The organism is Fulvivirga sedimenti, from assembly GCF_020328055.1.
The window spans coordinates 321,983-343,255 of the sequence record NZ_JAIXNE010000003.1; the positions used below are offsets into that span (position 1 = coordinate 321,983).

At 46.2% G+C, this 21,273-nt stretch carries 15 protein-coding genes and 1 tRNA gene; 5 read left to right on the forward strand and 11 right to left on the reverse strand.

Annotated elements, in window-relative coordinates; all coding sequences use genetic code 11:
• Positions 1–9: 9 nt before the first annotated feature.
• On the reverse strand, positions 10–465 hold the full coding sequence (locus tag LDX50_RS13710) for a (2Fe-2S)-binding protein (protein ID WP_225697869.1): 456 nt from the start codon (positions 463–465) through the stop codon (positions 10–12).
• Positions 466–868: 403 nt separating this feature from the next.
• Positions 869–1,888 carry an inorganic phosphate transporter gene (locus tag LDX50_RS13715; RefSeq protein ID WP_225697870.1) on the reverse strand — a complete coding sequence of 340 codons (1,020 nt, stop codon included), beginning with the start codon at positions 1,886–1,888 and terminating at the stop codon, positions 869–871.
• A 138-nt stretch (positions 1,889–2,026) separates the two neighbouring features.
• On the opposite strand from LDX50_RS13715, the gene LDX50_RS13720 reads away from it, so the two are divergent.
• Together LDX50_RS13720 and LDX50_RS13725 are read left to right on the forward strand one after the other, a co-directional pair.
• Positions 2,027–2,980, forward strand: a complete 954-nt coding sequence (locus LDX50_RS13720) for a TerC/Alx family metal homeostasis membrane protein (protein WP_225697871.1) — start codon at positions 2,027–2,029, stop codon at positions 2,978–2,980.
• Entirely contained in the window at positions 2,967–3,431 is a 465-nt protein-coding gene (locus tag LDX50_RS13725) for a hypothetical protein (protein WP_225697872.1), read from the forward strand. Before LDX50_RS13720 ends, LDX50_RS13725 begins: the two co-directional genes overlap by 14 nt.
• A 108-nt stretch (positions 3,432–3,539) precedes the next feature.
• On the opposite strand, the gene LDX50_RS13730 is transcribed toward LDX50_RS13725, so the two are convergent.
• Entirely contained in the window at positions 3,540–4,124 is a 585-nt protein-coding gene (locus LDX50_RS13730; protein ID WP_225697873.1) for a hypothetical protein, read from the reverse strand.
• A gap of 128 nt (positions 4,125–4,252) precedes the next feature.
• On the opposite strand from LDX50_RS13730, the gene LDX50_RS13735 reads away from it, so the two are divergent.
• Positions 4,253–4,822 (forward strand): RNA polymerase sigma factor, encoded by a 570-nt coding sequence (locus LDX50_RS13735; RefSeq protein ID WP_225697874.1) that lies wholly within the window; start codon positions 4,253–4,255, stop codon positions 4,820–4,822.
• Between the two features lie 47 nt (positions 4,823–4,869).
• The gene (locus LDX50_RS13740) at positions 4,870–5,265 is read left to right on the forward strand and encodes a hypothetical protein (protein WP_225697875.1); all 396 of its coding nucleotides are present in this window, start codon (positions 4,870–4,872) and stop codon (positions 5,263–5,265) included.
• 35 nt (positions 5,266–5,300) lie between these two features.
• Here LDX50_RS13740 and LDX50_RS13745 read toward each other — a convergent pair whose 3' ends face one another.
• Entirely contained in the window at positions 5,301–7,526 is a 2,226-nt protein-coding gene (locus LDX50_RS13745) for a xanthine dehydrogenase family protein molybdopterin-binding subunit (RefSeq protein ID WP_225697876.1), read from the reverse strand.
• A gap of 120 nt (positions 7,527–7,646) precedes the next feature.
• Between LDX50_RS13745 and LDX50_RS13750 the strand changes: the two genes are divergently transcribed.
• Complete coding sequence (locus tag LDX50_RS13750) at positions 7,647–9,386, forward strand: glycoside hydrolase family 9 protein (RefSeq protein ID WP_225697877.1); 1,740 nt, start codon at positions 7,647–7,649, stop codon at positions 9,384–9,386.
• 85 nt (positions 9,387–9,471) lie between these two features.
• Here the strand turns inward: LDX50_RS13750 and LDX50_RS13755 are convergent, their stop codons facing one another.
• The 7 genes from LDX50_RS13755 to LDX50_RS13785 form a co-directional block, all read right to left on the reverse strand.
• Entirely contained in the window at positions 9,472–10,215 is a 744-nt protein-coding gene (locus tag LDX50_RS13755; RefSeq protein ID WP_225697878.1) for a hypothetical protein, read from the reverse strand.
• 60 nt (positions 10,216–10,275) lie between these two features.
• Positions 10,276–11,844: a M20 family peptidase gene (locus LDX50_RS13760; RefSeq protein ID WP_225697879.1), complete on the reverse strand. Its 1,569-nt coding sequence runs from the start codon at positions 11,842–11,844 to the stop codon at positions 10,276–10,278.
• 863 nt (positions 11,845–12,707) lie between these two features.
• A complete protein-coding gene (locus LDX50_RS13765; protein ID WP_225697880.1) occupies positions 12,708–14,228 on the reverse strand; it encodes a WD40/YVTN/BNR-like repeat-containing protein in 1,521 nt (506 codons plus the stop codon).
• 11 nt (positions 14,229–14,239) lie between these two features.
• A complete protein-coding gene (locus tag LDX50_RS13770) occupies positions 14,240–15,964 on the reverse strand; it encodes a WD40/YVTN/BNR-like repeat-containing protein (protein WP_225697881.1) in 1,725 nt (574 codons plus the stop codon).
• 505 nt (positions 15,965–16,469) lie between these two features.
• A tRNA-Thr gene (locus tag LDX50_RS13775) sits at positions 16,470–16,542 on the reverse strand.
• Between the two features lie 113 nt (positions 16,543–16,655).
• Positions 16,656–18,578, reverse strand: coding sequence for a glucosamine-6-phosphate deaminase (gene nagB / locus LDX50_RS13780; RefSeq protein WP_225697882.1), 1,923 nt, complete (start codon positions 18,576–18,578; stop codon positions 16,656–16,658).
• 489 nt (positions 18,579–19,067) lie between these two features.
• Positions 19,068–21,269, reverse strand: a complete 2,202-nt coding sequence (locus LDX50_RS13785) for a DUF349 domain-containing protein (protein WP_225697883.1) — start codon at positions 21,267–21,269, stop codon at positions 19,068–19,070.
• Positions 21,270–21,273: the final 4 nt, after the last annotated feature.

Here is a 21,273-nt window from a genome sequence, read left to right on the forward strand (position 1 = left end):
TGAGTTTTTTTAAGCGTTTGATGCGTTCTTTATAGCTTGTTTGATACGGACATATGTTCCGCAGCGGCAGATATTTCCTGCCATAGCTGCTTCAATCTGATCATCCGTGGGTGACGGATTTTGTTTTAGCAGTGACACTGCATTCATGATCTGACCGGCCTGACAATAGCCACACTGGGGGACATCGATTTCGAGCCATGCCTTCTGTACCGGATGATCTCCATTTTCCGAAAGTCCTTCAATGGTAGTTATGGGCTTATCTGCCACCGCAGAAACAGGAAGCTGGCAGGAACGAACAGCAACGCCGTCAAGGTGAACCGTGCACGCACCGCACTGTGCGATCCCGCATCCGAATTTGGTTCCTGTTAGCTGCAGGTGATCACGCAATACCCACAACATAGGTGTTGAAGGATCCACATCCACCTGTTTTTCCTGTCCGTTTACTTTCAGATTAAATTTTGCCATGATGTATCTGTTACGATTGATTGATGCATTTTATATCAAGTAAATATACGAAATACTCACAGTATGATCTTACAGATTTCAACCATATGATTACGAAAATCAAACAGTCTGCCCACGAACTCCGCCATTATACAGACAGCGCTTCATCAACAGTATTTCACCAAACGCAAATTCAAGTAAAATATTAAAGGATGGAATGGATCTCAATAAAGGAAATTAACACTTTACACAGAGCCATGCCTATGACATTGTCTACCGGCATGCGCTGGCCAATTACCATGATGAACTTGCTTTTGGGACTACCACCGGCAACGTTTATTACTCCAATGATCTTGGCGATTCATGGGATCAGCTCGCCGGAAACCTGCCAATGGTGTATGCAGTGAAATTTATATAAATCCCTTCAGGAAACCATTTTGATTAAAATGTAGGTCAGAATAAAAGCAAAAACCGGGGCAATGGCCCATACCAGGAAAAACCGTTTTACAGTTTTGTTACTGAAAGTCGGACTCCACCCATTTGAGGAAATACTCAAAGCGATGAATGCCGCTCCGTTAAGTTGCACAAGTGAAGTGGGAATTCCCTTCGATACGGAAGCGATCAGCAACAAACTGGCCACGATAATGGCAATAACAGTGGCATTAAACGGTGTTACGTGCACCATGTTTCTACCCTGACTTTCAGTTACCTTGTGACCCAGCAGGGAACTGCCTATTCCAAAACAGGGAGCGATGATCAGGACCGACAGGATGGTGATCGGAAGAAAGTTCTGTATGGATTCACTCCCCAGTGCGTTGATCGTTAGCGATGAAATGGGCGCTGCGGCATTGGCTACGTTGTTCGCCCCGATGGAAAATGCCACATAACAGGAAGCAAGGATCAGTATCAATTTAAAGCCTGCATGACTTTTCATGTGTGAATAGTCGTAGGAGTAAACCTTGCTTTTAATCAATGGGAATATCCATTTCGTGAGTGTGAGCATGAGGAGAAATGAAATAACCGGAAGGATAAACCAGGCCGGAATGATCTCGTAAAAAAGTTTGTGTGTGTTAAGTCCGCCCACAGCAGTAGCCGCACCAGCAATCGATAGAACGGTCGACTGACTGGTCGATTGAGGAACTCCCAAAAGATTGGAGATCAGCAGTGATAATCCAATAGCCAAAAGCACAATCGATGTATTAACAGGCGTAAAAAATGTCTGATCAATCAATCCTGACCCTAGTGTTAGCGTTACTTCTTTCCCAGCCAGAAGCGCACCTGCCAGCACCATGATGCCAAATAGGCCTGGAATCATAGATCTTTTAATGACATTTGCACCATAGGCCGCTGAAAACGACGGAGAAGTTCCGCTCGCCCCCATATTCAGCGCAAGAAACATTGCAAGCAAAAAAGGTATCGTTAGAAAATTGTAGAGTTCCGACATTTATTCGATTATAGATGAAGTCTGCATCACAGCTATAAATAAACTGGCCGCGATATCAGTTTGACGCAAAGCACCCTAACTGGTCACATTAATTCTTTAAGTGACTTTTTATGTATCCTCCGTCTAATACTTCAGCATATGAAAGATACGGGTATATATTGGTGGCTGTTTTTCTTCGGACTGATCACTTTTCTGTTAATCATCGACCTGTTTGTTGTGTACCGGAAAAACAGGACTGTAACCCTCAAATACGCACTCCTTGAAACGGCAGGCTGGATAATCGTTTCACTGGCTTTCAACCTTCTCATCTATTACCAGATGGGTACAGTAAAAGCGATTGAATTCACGACTGCCTACCTCATCGAAAAGTCCTTGAGCATAGACAATCTGTTCGTGTTCATGATCATTTTCTCCTATTACCGCGTTCCTGATAAATTACAGCACGGAGTATTGTTCTGGGGCATCATCGGGTCCATTGTGATGAGGGCCGTATTTATTTTTCTTGGGATTGAACTGATTGAACGGTTTGAATACATCCTTTATTTAATGGGTCTGATCATTATCTACGCAGGAATTCAGTTTCTGCGCAATAAAGAGTTCAAGGCCGATCCAAAGAACAATTTCGCTGTGAAGCTTACCCGCAGAATATTTCCGGTAATGAAAAATTACAGCGGAACGAGGTACCTGATCCTCAGACAAGGTAAATTGTTCATAACGCCCCTTTTCATTGTACTGGTTGTTATTGAGAGTACCGATATCGTTTTTGCGCTGGACTCCGTGCCTGCGGTTCTGGGTATCAGCAGAGACCCATTCATTGTTTACACCTCCAACATTTTCGCTATACTCGGACTAAGGGCACTGTATTTCGCCCTGGCCGGGGTGATGTCGATGTTTCACCTTCTTAAATACGGGTTGGGACTCATCCTGATCTTCATTGGGTTAAAAATCTTACTGGAGCACTATGTACAGATTGATATTATGGTATCGCTGGCAGTGATCCTCACCATATTCGCAGGTAGCCTTTTATTATCATTTCTAATCAAACCTGCGCCAAACACAGTTAATTATCTTAAATCAAATGAAAACACCTGAAATTATCCTTAGTATCACATTTACTGTTTTGATCTTCGGACCATTCTGTTACCTCTATTACCTCGGCAGGAAACGACAGCTCAATGTCACACGTGAACTTGAGCGGGCTGGTAAAAGCCTCGGACTCAACTTTTCTGTTAAGGAGGCATGGGGAGACAGGATTATTGGCTACGACGCCGCACACCGATCCATCGTATATTTGTCAATTGATAAAACCGAGATAAAACAGGAGACCATTTACCTGATGAATGTACAATCTGTGCGGATGATCCTTCCCGACCCTCAGCGTATTGTCCTGCGGTTTAGCGGACGTAATCAATCGACGGATATTGAAATCTACAACGCTGCCATTGACTCTCAGCATGATGAGCGGTTTCATGAAAACCTGGCAAACAAATGGGCAGCCTTTTTAGGAAGTAAAATCGACATCAACCCAAGGAGAGCCGCCTGATCGGAACTTCGGGAAGGGCCTTTACATAGCAGGCATCAGGAGAGTAGAATAAAAAAAGGCCGTCTTGCGCAGACGGCCTTTTCACAATACACTCAGTGCAAACCGATCTTATTGAATCATTACTTTTGCACCATATTTCTCCTTGATAACATTATTAAGCGTTACTGCTTTGTCCCTGGCCAACACTGCCCTTTCCTTAGAAAGCTGCAATTCACCCTGGCTCAGCAACTCGGCAGTCTCACTCAATGTTGAATCAAGTTCCATTTGCTCCTGGTTCAGACTTTCAAGATCGTTATTCAGGTTCATTACATTTGAAGACTGGGAAACCTGGAGGATCATCTGATTATTTTCTTCAAGCAGAGAACGGACTTCTTCAACAGTCGTTAATACCTCATTCCTTACCTCTTCTTTCTTTTCAGCTGTCTCCAGGTTCACCTCTTCAGCGAATGAAGCAACTCCCTCCAGCTGCTTTATCTCTGAAGTATAGTCTTCCAGAAACTTTGCCTTTTCCATCTCTACCTGTGCAATGGTATTGTTCAGCGAATCGCGGAGTTTCTGAAAACTTTCCGGTGCAAAGACATTTGCTCCTTTCAGTTCCAAACTATCCACAATAGCTATTGTATTCTCTATTTGTTCCTGCGGAACTTCCTGACATCCCGCAAACACCATCATACCTGGTATGACAGCAGTCATAATTAATCTATTAGATTTCATCACCTTATGTCCATAAAGCAGACCTGCTTTATAGCATTGTGACGGCAAGAATGTTGAAGGTAACACGAAATTTATTCCTAATTTTTTAGTAGTATTCCTTGTTCCATATGAAAGACCCCGGAAAAGATAAACTATCAGATAAAGATATCATTGACCTGATCAGGGCAGGTCGTGAAAACAATCGATATTACGACATAATTTACAGTCGGTATTTCGATAAGGTAAGAGGGAAATGCTATTCATTGGTAAAGGATCGTGAAACTGCCAATGACCTTGCCGAAGATATTATGGTGAAGATTTTCGAGAATCTGGTTTCATTCAAAGCCACCGCTATGTTTTCTACCTGGATTTATTCCATTACCTATAATCACTGTATCGATTATCTGAGGAATAAACGAAGTAGTCATTACCCGAAATGGAATAAGGAACATGAAATGTCGGAAATACCGGATAACCTCGAAGATGTTGAGAATGAAATAGACTACGAAAGGCTCAAAACCGTTATGGAAGAACTGCACCCCGAGGAACTCGCACTGATCAAAATGAAATACCTGGATGATATCCCGTTAAAACTGATGTCGGAAGCATTGCGAATCACCGAAAGTGCCTGTAAAATGAGATTGAAAAGAGCCCGGACCCGTTTGCTCTATCTATACTCAAAAAAATATTTAAAATAACCCGTGTTACAAATTCAAGCTATTCCGTCCAATAACAAAAAGCTATTATGTCAGATACGCTGAAATCGATATTCCAGGCAAAGCATACGCCGCCTTCAAACTGTTTGAATGCTTTTGAGTTGAAGTTCCCCGGGGCAAAACATGTCGAGTGGTTTATAAGCAAGGCGTACATCGAGGTTGTATTTTACCGCGAACATCTTGAGTACATTGCCAGGTTTTCACCTGCCGGCGAATTGATTGAATACCGGCGAAATTTACGTGAGGGATTTCTTCCCCTGAAGATCCGGGAAATGATACTGAGCAAAGGTGAGATCATGAACCGGGTGATCCTGAACCGGGGCAATGAAATTCTCTATGAGGTAATTTACCGTAATTCAGCCGGAGAGAGATTTATGATTTTGATTGACGATCTGGGAGTTATGATTGAGGAAAGGATATTATAATCACAGTCTCCCAAAAAACAGGGTCAAACGAATTTTCAAATCACATAGGGCTGCTTATAAAATCTCTTTCCCATTGACTGGTAAAGCGCATTGGCAAGGGCTGCAAAGGCTGGCGGAAACGCCGGTTCACCCAACCCTGTCGGATCAATATTATTTTCCACGAAATAAACCTCGATCTTCCTGGGTGCTTCCGACATACGTATCATCCGGTACGTATCAAAATTCTTCTTCGAGGGGACGCCTTCTTTGAATTCCAGGGATCCGTAGAGCGCATTACCAATCGCATCCACGATGGCGCCTTCCACCAGGTTTGAAGCGGCATCCGGGTTGACGACTATACCGCAATCCACTGCACAAACCACCCGGTCGACCGCAGGTTTTCCATTCTTTTCAGTCATCTCAAAAACAAGGGCCGCATAGGAATTATGGCAAAAGTAAGCAGAAACCCCTTTAGGAACGTTTGAATTATCCCAGTCAGATTTTTCCCTTACTAATTTCAACACCCCGGCATAACGCTCCGGATCATAATCATTGGTTTGGTCTTCCACGGGATTCCTGATGGCATAGTCGAGTAATTCCAGTCGGAAATCTATAGGGTCCTTCCCTGCCGCTTCGGCAACTTCATCCAGAAATGACTGTTCAGACGCGGCCATAAAATTGGAATGTGGTGCCCGGAAAGAGCCTACAGTTATATTGCTGCCGATGGTCCAGTCTTCTGCGAAATAGTGCTCAACGGCACCCGCGGGGAAACGATCCGGTGAAAGCGGACTTTGGGGTATACCCCCGATGTTCACATGATAGGCAACCATATTCCTGTTTTCATCGAATGCCGCCCTGAATTTTCCATAGTAGGCAGGTCGGTAAATCCCTGAGGTCATATCGTCTTCACGTGTGTAGATAAGCTTTACAGGGGCATTCATTTTTTGAGAAATAATCGCGGCCTCGATAAGCCAGTGTGCATAGGATCGTCTTCCATATCCGCCCCCAAGCCGTGTCATTTCAATATTGATCTTTTCTACCGGCAGTCCGATCCTTTCCGAAAGTGTGAGTTCGGTAAGCTCAGGCTTTTGCAGGGGACCTGCCAGCTCTGCCCTTTCGGGTGTTACATCCGCAAAGAAGTTCATAGGCTCCATGCAATTGTGCGCGAGGAATGGTGCGGTATAGGAACGTTCTATGACGTTGGCTGCGCCCCGAAACGCCGCTTCAGGATCACCATCTTTTCTTCTGAGGTTTGCGGGTTTGTCTGAAAGTTCCTTCATCTGCCGCAAATGTTCTTCCGAACTTTCCAGTCCGGACGGAACAAACTGGGCATATTCACTTCCGAAACGACTCCGTTTTTCCTCACGGGATTCAATGGGCTCACACTCGATCTTCAGTTCCTTCTTTGCATTCATCACTTCCCATGTTGAATTGCCAACTATTACTGCAACTTCCGGAAAAGAAAGCGTATCAAAATATTCCCTTCTGAAATCATCTTCAAGTACCTTGATGGTAAATACATCACGAATGCCCGGCATGGACTTCACAGCGCTGTCATCGATTGATGCAATTTTCAGTCCGAACGCCGGAGGATGCACAATCATCGCGTAAAGCATGCCTTCCCTGTAATAATCCATTCCGAAGAGCGGCTGCCCTGTTACGATTTTTTTGCCGTCAACATTTTTCTGTGAGCGACCGATAATCCTAAAGTCCTCCATGGATTTGAGCTCCACTTCTTCCGGAACAGTGATTTCTGCCGCAAGAGCTGCCATTTCTCCGTAGCTTCCCGATTTTCCGCTGTTCCCATGATGGAGCATTCCGGCGTTGGTTGTAACCTCCTCAACAGGCACCTTCCATTGTTCGGATGCCGCCTTTCTGAGCATGAACCGTGCGGATGCACCCGCCATTCGCAGGCCTGGCCATCCCCGGCGAATTGCCTGACTGCCGCCAATAAACTGCCTTGAATATAATTCGGTATTCAGCGGAGCCTGTTCGACGATCACATCTTCCCAGGCAACGTCCAGTTCCTCAGCCACGATCATGGGCATGGAGGTTTTTACATTTTGTCCGCCCTCGGGGTTGGGAGAAATAATCGTCACCGTCCCGTTACTTCCAATTTTCAGGAAGGCATTGATATCGAACCATTCTTCAGGTTTGGCGGCTTCGTCGGTCACCCTGGCACAGGATGCCAGCCAGCTAAAGCTGATCATCAAGCCCCCTCCTGCCAGTGCACTCCCCTTGAGGAAGGAACGTCTGCCGATTTTTGTCTTAACTAAGGTCATTGGATAGGTTTATTTAGCGCATGAACCTTTTGAGTAAAATACATAATATTTTATAAAGAAATGAACAATTCTAAAATCACCATCAATCTACTATCTTGTAGAGCAAACAAAATCAACCAAATGAAGAAATTGATCATTCTGTTATTCGCTGGATTTACTTTTTTATCGGGCATCACCAGTTGTTCAAATCAACCTCCATCAGAAGCCGCCGCCTCCGCTGTCATACACATCAACCAGGTTGGATTCCTGCCAGAATCGACAAAACCCGCGATGGTGATTGATGCTGACGGCGATGATTTCACCATTGAAACAGCCTCCGGACAAGAGGTTCTTTCAGGCAAGCTGTCGGACGAAAAGGAATGGGAAGATTCCGGTCAGCGTGTAAGACTGGCAGATTTCTCCTCTGTCCGGGAAGCCGGGAATTATATTCTTAAATCGGGCAGCGCCGCTCCTGTTGATGTTGTTATTTCACCGGATGCCTATACCGAACTTGTTAAGGCCTCAGCCAAATATTACTATTTTAACCGTGCTTCCACTTCCCTGGATGAACAGTTTGCCGGACCATACCAACGGCCTGCAGCACACCCCGATACCCTCTCCTATATTCATGCTACAGCGGCAAGTAACGAGAAGCCTGCCGGATCGGTCATATCCACACCATACGGCTGGTATGATGCAGGGGATTACAATAAATACATTGTCAATTCCGGGATTACGACCTGGACACTGATGCAGGCATTCCTCAGGAATAAAGCTTTGTTAAGCGGATTAACATGGAATATTCCGGAAAGCGGCAATGATGTACCGGACATTCTCGATGAGGTTCGGTGGAACCTGGAATGGATGCGCTCGATGCAGGACCCTGATGATGGCGGGGTTTACCATAAAAATACGACCGCTAACTTTGAGGGATTTGTGAAACCCGAAGAAGCACAGTCGAAACGATATGTCACGGCAAAAAGCACGGCCGCCACTCTGGATTTTGCAGCCGTTATGGCAAAGGCTTCAGTGGTATACGCCGATTATGACCCCGAATTCAGCAATTCGGCATTGCTTCAAGCTGAAAAGGCCTGGGAATGGGCAATACAGCATCCGAACGAGATTTTCAAAAACCCGAAGGAAAGCGGTCCGGATGGCCCTGCCGTGAACACTGGGGAATACGGGAACGTACAAGTGAAGGATGAATTCTTTTGGGCAGCAACCGAGCTGTACCTGGCAACGGGAGATCAAACCTATGCCGATAGCATCCAAATAGAGGAATACGGGGACTTCGGAGTCCCTGCCTGGCCGAATGTCGAAACGCTTGGCCTGATCACTTTGGTGACAAGCGATAAGGCCAGTGATGAACTGAAAGCATTGGCATCTGCCCAATTACAAAAACTTGCAGATCAACAGATGGATGCATACAATGCCTCTCCTGTTCACATCACGTTAAACTCCTACCGGTGGGGCAGCAATTCGGATATCCTGAACCAGGGCATGGTTTTAATTGCCGCTTATGACCTCACAGGAAATGAAGAATATTTAACAGCGGCATCTTCCGGACTCGATTATGTTCTTGGAAGAAACGCTACAGGATATTGCTTCGTCACCGGATTCGGAAACGTTTACCCCATGAATGTTCATCACCGCCCGTCTGCCTCGGATGACATCGCCGAACCCATTCCAGGAATGCTCGCCGGCGGTCCGAACCCAAATAATATGGAGCAGGATTGCGGCAAGGATCAATATCCCGATCACCATCCTGCAATGGCCTTTGCAGACATTGAATGCAGTTATTCAACCAATGAGGTAGCTATCAACTGGAATGCTCCGTTGGTATACGTATCGGCGTCGATTCAGAATTCATTGAGTGAATAATTGCAGCTAAGTTATCAGACTTTTACCTGGAATCAGTCAAAGAAGTTCATTCCTCTTGAAAAGGGAATGTATGCCCTTCATAATATCATTTATTTTTTCGATTAGGTCCGAAGAGCGGTTCGGTTAAAAACAGTATACCAATCTCGAAGCCTGCCCCATATGATTTATTGAAGGCCCTGCTATAGGTGCCAGCAACAATCAAATTCGTATGTTCCCATCGGATGCCCGCCCGGTAACTCAGTGGAGAATAAGCTCCCCCTGCCGTTCCGAATATTTCACTCACAATGGCCGACTGTGGAATGATTTTATAAATGGCCAGCCTGGAGCTATAGGTAAAGCCCCACTTTGTATTCCCTGATTGTTTATGATTCAAATTCACCGTGGCGCCCGGGAGAATATCCCACAATATAGTATTATTGGCAAATGCATATGTCGCCACCCCCATAGCCCACCAGGATCGAAAGCTGCTCGTGACCTCTCCCTGGTCCAAGTGCTGAGGAAAGAGACCAACTCCGGCCAGAAATGCGTATCCGGCTGTTTCGGCTTCATTTTGTGTAATTCTATGTTTCAGATAAATCGAAGGTGATGTATACGAATCGGAATTCGTCCTTGGATCATCGTAATAATGAGTTAACTGTATATTCAACTCCCAGTTCGGAATAATAGCACCGACCAGATAAAATTGAGAGTAATCCTGACCTACGGTTCCAACTAACGTCACAACACCGTGGGGAGCTACCCATTGATTATCTCCTGCGAATTGTTGTGCCCATACCCCGGTTATCGGCATGAGGGTTAAGGCAATAAGCCACAAAAAGGATTTTAACATTGGTGCAAATGTAAGCTAAAGTCATTTCAATTTTTTTCTTGAAAGTAGATACATTTTCTCTCATTTCAATTCCTCCAGATTATCAAATATTTGGTAAAAGAAACCAATAGACTTACCATACTCATCAACCAGTATGCGCTCATTTACCCCATGAAAACCTTCAAATTCTTTGGTGTTTTCCAGTTGCAAAGCAGTAATGGTATATACATCCGGAGCAAACGGGCGTGCCTGAAAATGCTTGGAGTCTGATCCACCAATCACAAAGAATGGAGAGACCATGAGGTCATTTCCCCAGATTTGGCGAATGGTTTTTTCCAGCATATTATAAGAGGGATTCCCAACCTCAGCAATGTTGGTCGCAGGCGTAGAAGCAGAAATATCCTTTACCGTAATCCGATCGTCCTGGATGGCATCTTTTACGTGTTGGATAATCACTTCAGGAGTATCGCCCGGCATAGGACGGAAATTCACTACCGCCGTAGCTGCAGGAGGCAATACATTGTCCTTAACTCCTGCATTAAACATAGAAACGGCAATGGTTGTATGCAACATGGCCCTTGTTACCTGATTTTGCGACATCACATCGATAAATTTCTGTTCCATCGGAGTAATCTCATCATCTTCACCAAAGGCAACGGCAGCGTACAATGGCTGTTGCTCTTCTGGTAATTCCGGACCCATATAACGGTATTGTGAACGGACAGCCGGGTGAATTTTATAAGGAAACTGCGCCGCTTCCAGTTTGGTAATGGCCTTGGCCAAAATTCCAATATTCGTTTCTGCCGGTGGCTGAGACGAATGTCCGCCAACCCCTTCCATTTTCAATTCAAGACTAATGAAGCCCTTTTGAGCAATACCTATAAGCGCTGTATTCCCTTCAATTCCTGGAAAAATACCAGGTGCTAATGGCGCGGATTCGTCCATCACATACGCAAAGCGTTTAATACCTCGTTGCTCGAGTACATCCGCAATATGTTTAGCACCTTCCGGCCCTCCTACTTCTTCGTCCTGGCCAAATACAAAATAGATGGTTCGCGATGGCTGCCAGCCTTCTTTAATTTTCATTTCGGCAGCTTCTAAAATGGCATGGATTTGATTTTTATCATCCAACACACCACGACCCCAGATATACCCATCTTTTACAGTTCCGGCAAAAGGATCGACTTCCCATTGATCTCTGGAATCTTCCGGCACAGGCACGACATCCTGATGTGCATAAAAAAGTGCAGGCTGTAAACCTGGGTCTTTTCCTTCCCAGGTAAATAGCAGGCTATAAGGCCGGGGGTCACCGAGGACCTCTTTTTTCAGCGTCTTGTGTACCAGTGGGTAAGCTTGTTCTAAAAACTTATGGTAATCGGTAAATGCTTTGCTGTCAAACTCATTTCTGTCCTGATTCGAGATTGTCGGGAAAGTTACTGCCTTTGATAAGCGTTGCACCGCACCCTCCAGATCCACCTCAATTGAAACTTGTTCAATCCCGGTCATTTGCATCGACGTAAATTCATCCAGGTTGATAGCCTGGTCTGATTTTTTGTCTTCTGAGCGTTCTTCTGAATTTTTATTACAACCACTAAATAAAAATATCAAACCAAACACGAAACAGAGAGAGTAATTGAATTGTGATTTCATGGGATTTCCTTTAAGACGAGATATTAGATAAGTAAACTCAATAATAAAAAATATTTCATTGTAAAAGTTGCTGAAATGCCTAAACGCAAAAGGGCTTTAATAATCTATACTTTAGTCTATTTGATGCACTGTCACCATAGCAACGGAATCACAGGCGCTACGGTGAACCGTAGTTGATGCGCAGGTCCGAAAGCATCCGGGGCTGCAAGATAATACCAATATTGAACGCCCAGACGCAGGGGTATTTTACCAGCCCTGAGGACTTTCTGAACTCCGGTTCCGATAGGGAACGTAAACTTATTTCCATCAGACCCATTGTGATTGTAGGCATACGTAGGGGATGCAGTGATTTGCCATCCCTCTTTCAGGTTAATGGTATAAAAATACTGGCCGGCAGTTACGCTCGCACTTGGTGAACCATCGGCGGTAATCCAATAATCATCGGGTATTAAGGATAAACTTCAATTAAACCAGGAAGGTGCTTCAAGAGAAGCATACCTCTCTTCTCCGCCTCAGGCGGATACGGAGGACAGACAGGTAAAAACAAAAACAATTCGATGCTACTGTATCCAGGTAAAAGTAGGAACAGGATACAGGAACAGGTGTAAAACAATAAGGGTGTGCATCTACTGTATCCAGTTAAAGTGAAGGATACCTACCTTCTCCGCCTCAGGCGGATACGGCAGGCAGACAGGGAGCAGGATACCCTCCTACGCCTTTGGGCTCCGGCGGGCAAAGCAGGGGCAAAAAAATTTGGGTTCAAGTATACTAGTAAGTGCACGAAACGTATTTGAACAGATGAGCGTCAGGAAGTTATGCCTCTGGATTTTGCTATACCAAATAGATTAAAGCCCATCAATCAATCAATCCATTCCTTCCACACGTGAGCCGCCGGCAGCGACAACCTTTTCACTTATCTCCCTCACTCTGGCTTTAATCGAATTCAGCCGACCTTCCATGGCATTCATCTGATCTGTGATGATCTTCATCGTCTGCTTATGCGTTTCCGTAGGACCGTATGTTGATGTTGTGATCCCACGTGACAAGGCAAACGCCCGTTCACTCAGCAAGGGTTTATTTCGCTCCCCGATCTGATTTTTCGCCGCATTTCCATTGAACTCGGAGTCGAGCTCATTTAACTGATCCCTTACTTGTTCGATCTCTTCAAGTAAAGCATTATCGACATCAGCCTTCAAGGCAGCCATTCCTATTTTATCAATCTTTTTCTGCTCATTTTGAAGCGATATGCCTAGGGCGCCCAGATCGCGGTTCATTTCCTCATAAGTTCTCCAGAACGCAACAACCTCTTCCATCGGACTGCCTTCCAGGGTACCTTTCATCATCGGCTCAACGAGAACATTGACCGGCCCCGCCAGCTGAGTGAACTTACCTTTTTCGTATTTATTCAGGGTTGCCGTATAGGTTCCTGGTGCACAGAGTAGTCCCTGAATCTCATCCTGGTCACCTTCGAGGGTAAGCGCTGCATTCCCTCCCACCCGAAGATTCCAGGCCACACGATTGAAGCCCTTTTTATTCTCTGCCTTGAGGCGGTTGATCAGATGACCTTCCTGATCCCTGATCTCAATATAGATGAAAGGTTCAATCTCCCGTGTCTCATCTTCCAGTGCTGCCCAACCAGGAAATGGAATATTTCCAGTAACATCTTTTTCACCGGTCTGACGCTCCTTTTTCAGGCTTTCAATCCCATCCTTGAGGTAATAGGTGAATACAGCGCCAAAATCGGGATTAGGCGCGAGGTAGAGCTGCGTGCCCTGTGATCCTCTTGCATTCTCAAAATCCATGATCGAGCGTTCGATATACCACCAGGCCTTCCTGGGTTCAAATAACACGGCTTCCGCATCGAGCTGTTCGCGGCTTATATTTCTCAATGCTGAATAATCATCGAGAATATAAAAACCTCTTCCGAACGAAGCCGCGACCAGGTCATTCTCTCTTCGCTGAATCGCAAGATCCCGGAATGATATTGTCGGTATGCCCGACTTCAGCTTTGTCCAGCTTCCACCGCCATCGAAGGTTACATAAACGCCAAATTCGGTCGCTGCAAACATCAGGTCTTTATCAACATGATCCTGTACGATCCTCCAGACCAGGTTCTTCTCCCCCAGCCCGTTATCAATCCTCGTCCAGCTGGAACCGTTATCCGTACTCTTCAGCAAATATGGTTTAAAATCCCCTTCCTTATGATTATCGAGGGCGACATACATAGTGCTCTCGTCGAAAAGATCAGCCTTAATATCATTCACATAGGAACGTGCAGGGACACCCAGCGCACTTACTTCAATTTTTTTCCAACTCTGACCTTCATTTTCTGTAACCTGGATCAATCCATCGTCCGTCCCGATGAAGATTACCTTTTCATTCACGGGAGAAACGGCTATGATGTGATGGTATTGAAATTTGACATGGCACCCACATCCCATGGTGAATCCCAGCTTTGCGTACGGCCCATGATCGGGAGTGCGAGACGTTCCTGGTTACGGGTAAGATCACCGGAGAGCGAGGTCCAGCTGTCGCCGCGATTGGAAGACTTCCAGAGGCGCTGTGATCCATGGTAGATTGTTGCCGGATCATGGGGTGAAACCAGTATGGGCGCATCCCAGTTATAGCGCTCAAAGTCCTCATCGGGACCAGGTTGTGGCATGATATCAATCACTTCCCCGGTGGCAAGATCCATTCGTGAAAGCGTTCCCTGCTGGCGCTGACCGTACATGATATTGGGATTGCCGGGTTCTGTTGCGGGCTGATGTCCGTCCCAGTCAAGTACCACCTTCCAGTCGGCATTCCGGATGCCGTGATGGTTGTCGGTCCTTGAGGGACCGCCCTGCGTGCTGTTGTCCTGTGTTCCCCCGTAAACATTATAAAAAGGCTCCGCATCGTCAACGGCAACCTTGTAGAACTGCGTTACCGGCAAGTTTTCCATGTATCTCCAGGAAGCGCCCAGGTCGAAGCTTTCATACACTCCGCCATCAGTGCCCACCAGCAGATAATTCGGATCAGAAATTTTAAACGCTACGGCATGATTATCGCCATGCTTAGCGGTTTCATCCATATTTTCAAACGTCTTGCCGCCGTCTTCCGATTTCATCAACGTGTTATTCATCATGTAAAGACGGTCGAATTTATGCGGTGAAGCATAGATTTCCTGATAATAATGCGGACCTGTCGCACCAGCTACAGCATCAGACATTTTTGTCCAGCTGCCGCCTCTGTCGGCTGACCGCCACACGCCTCCTTTGGTGCGGTCGAGCTCAATCGCAGCGTAAAGAACATCAGGATTGATCGGCGAGATGGCCAATCCGGTTTTTCCCCAGTTACCTTCGGGCAGGCCCGTTTTCAGCTGCGTCCAGGTATCACCCCCGTCTTCACTCAGGTAAAGTCTTGACTTCTTTCCCCCTCCCATCCAGGCAGCTACAGTGCGATGATGTTCCCAGGTTACCGCATACACACGGTTGGGATCACGAGGGTCGATCACCATATCCGTGACTCCTGTATAGAATTCATCGCCGAGTGTTTTTGTCCATGTATTGCCTCCATCTGTCGATTTGAAGAAACCCCTGTCGCCCCCAGGACTCCAGAGCGGTCCCTGGGACGCTACCATGATAACATCTGAATCATCAGGATGTACTATGATCTTTGAGATATGTTCCGAGTCTTTCAGGCCCATGTTTGTCCATGAAGCACCTCCGTCTGTACTTCGGTACACGCCGTCGCCGAATCCGGCATGGCGTCCTCCAACATTCTCACCTGTTCCTACCCAAATGGTATAGGGATTATTCGGATCGATTGTTACACAACCGATGGAATAGACGGGCTGATCATCAAAAACAGGTTTGAAGGTAGTCCCTGCGTTGACGGTTTTCCATACTCCGCCTGAACCGACGGCGACATACCAGACACTTTCATTCGTAGGATCAATCGCCAGATCTGCAATCCGGCCCGACATAAATGCCGGTCCGATATTCCGGAATTTCAGGTTGTCAAACAGTTCGCTGTCATATGGTTTTGGGGAAGTTTCAACGGATCTTTTCCGCTGCGCTTCCGAGGTGATTGAAAAACCAATTAATAAAGTGAAGATGAGGAGGGTAAAGGTATGTTTCATAGGTAAGTTCCGACTTTAATTAAAAGTATAAATAAAAGTGTATACATGTAAAGCCCCGATACAAATTGTGCTGAATTAAATGGCCATAATCGATGCTACTGTATCCAGGTAAAGTAGGAACAGGATACGGGATACAGGATACAGGTATAAACAATTTGAGTGTGATTCTACTGTGTCCAGGTCAAGAGAAGGATACAGGAGCAGGATACCCTCCTACGCCTTTGGGCTCCGGCGGGCAAAGCAGGGGCAAAAAAATTTGGGTTCAAGTATACCGTATCCGGTTATATGTAGCATACGGGATACAGGGGCAAAAAAATTTGGGTTCAAGTATACCGTATCCGGGAAAGTGAAGGATACGGGATACAGGATACAGGTATAAACAATTTGAGTGTGAGAATACTGTATCCAGATCAAAGTAGGATACGGGATACGGGATACAGGGGCAAAAAAAATTTGGGTTTTAGTCTACCGTATCCGGTATCCTCAAACCCAAACTGTTTTTGCGAGCCCCCTGCCGGGATCGAACCAGCGACCTACTGATTACAAGTCAGTTGCTCTACCAGCTGAGCTAAGGAGGCAATTTACAACCGGATCAGATCCGATTTGTAAATGGAGATGCAAAAATAGAGTTGCCTGAATTAATTCCAAGCGCTTACCCGAAATTTTTGCAAAAAGTTTTTAATTGAGCACTCTAGTCGAACTTCCAGCGCACAAACGCTTCCATCGCCTCATATTCCGCCAGACCCAGGTCGTGATAATTCAATGCGGTTTCACGATTCCGTTCCTCGGCACGTACCCAGAATTCACGCTGGTCTTCACCCGGGAATACAGGCGTATCCTTTTGTGACTGATGCTGGAAGATCGCCATGCGCTTACGCTCCACTTCCTGGGGCGACAACGGAACGGCCATCTCAATCTCATGCGTTTCAAATTCATGCCATGCCCCTCTGTAAAGCCATAACCAGCAATCCTTCGTCCACTTTTCGGTTTTCCGTAATCGAACCAATGCCTCATGCACAATATTGAAACACTTGATATGCGTACCATGAGGATCGGCAAAATCGCCCGCGGCAAATACCTGGTGCGGCTTCACTTTCTGAAGTAATTCCATGGTGAGCACAATATCGTCTTCCGTGTCCGGGTTTTTCTCCGTCTTACCACGTTCATAGAACGGCAAATTCTGAAAATGGATATGGTCGTCCTCCAGTCCCGCATATCGGGCGCCCGCGATGGCTTCGCTTTTTCGGATAAATCCTTTCACATCCAGGATCTCCTTCAGGTCCAGCTGATTAGGCTCCTTTGTCTCCAGGAAGACACGCATCCGCTCATAGGTCTCACGTAACCTGGTAGTATCCTCTCCAATGCTTTCCTTGAAATCAATGGTAAATTCCACATACCGTAACACATCATGATCCCAGATCGCCGTATTCCCCGATGTCTGGTACGCCACATGAACGTCATGCCCCTGGTCGACCAGGCGGATAAATGTCCCTCCCATGGAGATCACATCATCGTCAGGATGGGGTGAGAATATAATGACACGCTTCTTGGCAGGCTCTGCCCGCTCCGGCCGCTGTGAATCATCGGCATTCGGCTTACCACCCGGCCAGCCGGTAATTGTATGCTGGATCTTATTGAAAATATGGATGTTAATATCATAGGCCGGTCCCTGATCAACCGCCAGCTGCGCCATGCCATGATTGTTATAATCTTCGTCAGTAAGCTTCAGGATGGGCTTATTCACGGTCTTTGATAACCAGATCACCGCCTTCTTCACAAGCGCGGGCTCCCACTGACAGTCCTTCACCAGCCATGGCGTGTCGAAACGGGTAAGTTCCGAAGCCGCATCCTTGTCAAGCACGAATTCCACATTCTCCGAATTTTGCAGGAAAGTGGCCGGTACATCGCTTGACATACTGCCCTCAACCGCCTTTTTGATGATGGGTGCCTTCTTACCACTCCACGCCATTAGAACAATCTCACGGGCCTTGAATATCGTACCAATACCCATGGTAATCGCCTTGGTGGGCACATTTTCCTTTCCACCAAAGTCGCGCGATGCATCCCGTCGGGTGAGATCATCCAATGTTACCAGGCGTGTTCCTGAATTCGGAGCGGAACCAGGTTCGTTAAACCCTATGTGACCGGTCCGACCAATACCAAGCACCTGGAAATCCAGTCCCCCCGCATCCGTGATCTTCTGTTCATAGCGCAGGCAGTAGTCATGGATCTCGTCTTTCGGCAGGGTTCCATCCGGGATGTTGATATTCTCCTTTTTGATATCTACATGATCAAAAAGGTGTTCCTTCATGAAGTAGACATAACTTTGCACCGATTTCGGCTTCATCGGATAATACTCATCCAGGTTGAAGGTGATCACATTCTGAAAACTCAGCCCTTCCTCCTTATGCATGCGGACCAGCTCTTCATACACGCCGATAGGCGTTGCTCCCGTTGCAAGTCCGAGAACTGCCATCTCCCCGGCTTCCTGCTTCCTGCGGATGATCGCGGCAATGCGTTCCGCAACTTTTCTTGAGGCAATTTCCTTATTTTCAAATACCGTGACCGGCAGCTTTTCGTACCGTGTTTCTTCCAGTAAATTAAGTCTCTTCATGAATTTTGGTTGATTGGATATTGGGACAATTAAGGTTTTTCGAATAGTGGTTAAAGCGAAATGGCAATTTTTGCAATATTTTTCAATTTTGACAGTAAAGTCTGAAATTTTTAATTGAAATCGTGAATAACCCTGGGTAGAGCAGAGGTGGGAATCTTTTTTGTGCAATGAATCAGGGGATCCTGAGACCCCAAAGGGGTCCCTTTGGGACAAGCTCAGCCTGCCTGCCGGAAGGCAGGGATGACGATGGATAAAGACCGGCGGTACCCTAAATTCTGGTCGTAGAATCCCTTCTACGACACTGCAATGCAGATCATTAGGTCGTAGGTAGGAACCTACGACCTGGATATGGGAACCCACGATCAGGCATTGGGCGTGCCAACGGTACGCTCCATGTGTAGAAAATGACAATGTTAAAAAGAAGGCGTGCCGCTCCGAAGGAGTCCCTTCGGGAAAGGTACGCTCCATGTGTAGATAATGATAAGGGATTTACCCGGCCGTACGAATAATACGCAACTGTTTTTTCAGGTGCTGAAGCTCATCAGCGGCGGAATCAATCTTTGACTGGAACTCATCCTTCAGCTTATTGGCCTTCTTGCTGTCGGCAAAAAACTCCAGATTATTCTTCCAGACCGCTATATCGTTCTCTATGGAACTGATCTGCTTACGCAGGGACTGTTCCTTGCGGTAGAGCTTTTGATCGGCGTTCGGACTGTGAAGAATGTCACTTACTTCGTTTTCAATACGAAGCTTTTCCTTCTGATCCTCATCGAGGGTCTCCAGGCTCTTGATGTAGGTATCAACCGCCTTCGTATACATATCCCGAATCTTACTAATATCCTTTTTCGGAACGAAGCCGGTTTCATTATACTCTTCCTGGTACTTCTTGAACTTCTCGACGTGATCGCCATCGCCCTTTGCCAATTCCTGGATCTTCTTGCAAATCTCCTTCTTCTTTTCCAGGTTCTCTACGTATTCCTTGGAGGCGTCATCACGCGAAGCCCGCTTCCTTTCAAAAAATGCATCACATGCTTCCTTGAATTCCTTATAAACAGACTCACGGAATTTTCCCGGCACCGGGCCTATCTCACGCCATTGGCGCTGTAATTCCTTAAGCTTCTCTGCTGTATCCTGAAAATCCTCACTATCCTTCAGTGCGAGGGCTTGTTGTACCATAGCCTGCTTTTTCTCCAGGTTGGCCTCACGTTCCGCATCCAGTTTCTTGAAGAAATGATTTTTATTGCTGAAAAATGTCTTGAATGCCGACCAGAATTTCTTATTCACCTCTTTAGCCTGGGCACGCGGCAATCCGCCTGTATTCTCCCATTTCTTTTGTATCGCAAGAATTTCTTTGGTCTTTTCATTCCAGGCCTTGATCCGGTCGGAATCAAATTTCTCAAATGCCTCTACCTCGTCTGCCAGCGCAGCTTTAACCGCGAGATTCGCCTCAAGCTCACCCTTCAGCTTATCGACAAATTCCTTTCTGCGTTCATATACCGCATCAGAAGCGGCCTTGAAACGATGCCAAAGCGGTTCCTGCTCATCCTTCGGGACGGGGCCAATGTGCTTGAATTCGTGATGAAGTTCATTCAGCTCCTTAACCGCATCAGAAATCTGATTCCTATCTAACAGCGCTTCTGCCTTATCACAAAGCTCAAGCTTAGACTCAAGGTTTTTCCTCCGGTCGAGCTCCTTCAGCTCATAATAAATACTCCGGTTATCATAGAACCGGTCGATCAAAGCATTATAATTTGCCCACATCGTACGAGCATATGAACCCGGCACCGGTCCGACGTTTTTCCATTCCTCCTGGAATTTCTTAAATGTGTCGAAACTAATGTTTGTTTCTTCAGAGTCGACGAACTCACGAAGCCGCTCCAGTATATCTTCCTTCTTCTTCAGGTTTTCGTCTTTCTGACGCTCCCTGTTCTTCGTGTAGTCGTGTTTTCTGTCACGGATCAGCTGATAATTCGCATCGAAACGAAGTGTTAATTCATCCGGCCGATAGGAAAAATCTCCTTCTTCCCCGCCTTCAGCAATAAACCTGTCGAGTGCTTCCTGCCGCTCATGCGCCCTGAACTCATCAAAGAAATGCTTGATCTCGCGTGCTTTCTTCTCCGCCTGAATCACATTATCCGCCTTCGCCAGCTCTTTGATTACTTCAACGAGTTCCTTCCTCGAGTAGACACTGTAATCAATATCTTCATCCTCATGGTCTTCATCATCATCCTTTTCCTTCAGATCATGTTCAGACTCCAGCTCAGTTTTTGTTTTTTCGTTATCCCCGGAAGATTCAGGCTTTTCAGCAACAACACCTGCAGAAGGTTCATCTTGGTGAGCCCCCTGGCCTTCGTTCTTCGATGCATCTTCTTCGGCTTCGTTGGCTGTAATATCTTCATTGGTAACTTCAGCAGTTTCAGCCTCCGACTGTTCGGCCTCATCACCTGTGACTTCAATTTTATCTTCAGAAACAGGCGATTCCTCAACAACTTCTTCCGTTTCCGGAGAATCGGTTGTTGCAACAGGGTCAGATTTATCTATAGGTGCTTTTGTGTCCTCAGAAGGCACAGGCTTTTCATCCAGAGGCTTTTCTTCTGTCTCTGTAGTGGACTTTGGTGTGCCGTTTGTCTGATCGGCTCCATCCAACGCGGCCCGCACTTCTTTCTCTTCTAAATCCTTATCCTGCGCCATAACA

Excerpts from the sequence above, each read along its gene's own strand:
- LDX50_RS13755 (WP_225697878.1), bottom strand. The coding sequence starts at position 10,215 with ATGTTAAAATCCTTTTTGTGGCTTATTGCCTTAACCCTCATGCCGATA.
- LDX50_RS13745 (WP_225697876.1), bottom strand. The coding sequence starts at position 7,526 with ATGACCTTAGTTAAGACAAAAATCGGCAGACGTTCCTTCCTCAAGGGG.
- LDX50_RS13715 (WP_225697870.1), bottom strand. The coding sequence starts at position 1,888 with ATGTCGGAACTCTACAATTTTCTAACGATACCTTTTTTGCTTGCAATG.
- LDX50_RS13760 (WP_225697879.1), bottom strand. The coding sequence starts at position 11,844 with ATGAAATCACAATTCAATTACTCTCTCTGTTTCGTGTTTGGTTTGATA.
- LDX50_RS13770 (WP_225697881.1), bottom strand. The coding sequence starts at position 15,964 with ATGAAACATACCTTTACCCTCCTCATCTTCACTTTATTAATTGGTTTT.
- LDX50_RS13730 (WP_225697873.1), bottom strand. The coding sequence starts at position 4,124 with ATGACTGCTGTCATACCAGGTATGATGGTGTTTGCGGGATGTCAGGAA.
- LDX50_RS13750 (WP_225697877.1), top strand. The coding sequence starts at position 7,647 with ATGAAGAAATTGATCATTCTGTTATTCGCTGGATTTACTTTTTTATCG.
- nagB (WP_225697882.1), bottom strand. The coding sequence starts at position 18,578 with ATGAAGAGACTTAATTTACTGGAAGAAACACGGTACGAAAAGCTGCCG.
- LDX50_RS13720 (WP_225697871.1), top strand. The coding sequence starts at position 2,027 with ATGAAAGATACGGGTATATATTGGTGGCTGTTTTTCTTCGGACTGATC.
- LDX50_RS13785 (WP_225697883.1), bottom strand. The coding sequence starts at position 21,269 with ATGGCGCAGGATAAGGATTTAGAAGAGAAAGAAGTGCGGGCCGCGTTG.
- LDX50_RS13735 (WP_225697874.1), top strand. The coding sequence starts at position 4,253 with ATGAAAGACCCCGGAAAAGATAAACTATCAGATAAAGATATCATTGAC.
- LDX50_RS13710 (WP_225697869.1), bottom strand. The coding sequence starts at position 465 with ATGGCAAAATTTAATCTGAAAGTAAACGGACAGGAAAAACAGGTGGAT.
- LDX50_RS13725 (WP_225697872.1), top strand. The coding sequence starts at position 2,967 with ATGAAAACACCTGAAATTATCCTTAGTATCACATTTACTGTTTTGATC.
- LDX50_RS13740 (WP_225697875.1), top strand. The coding sequence starts at position 4,870 with ATGTCAGATACGCTGAAATCGATATTCCAGGCAAAGCATACGCCGCCT.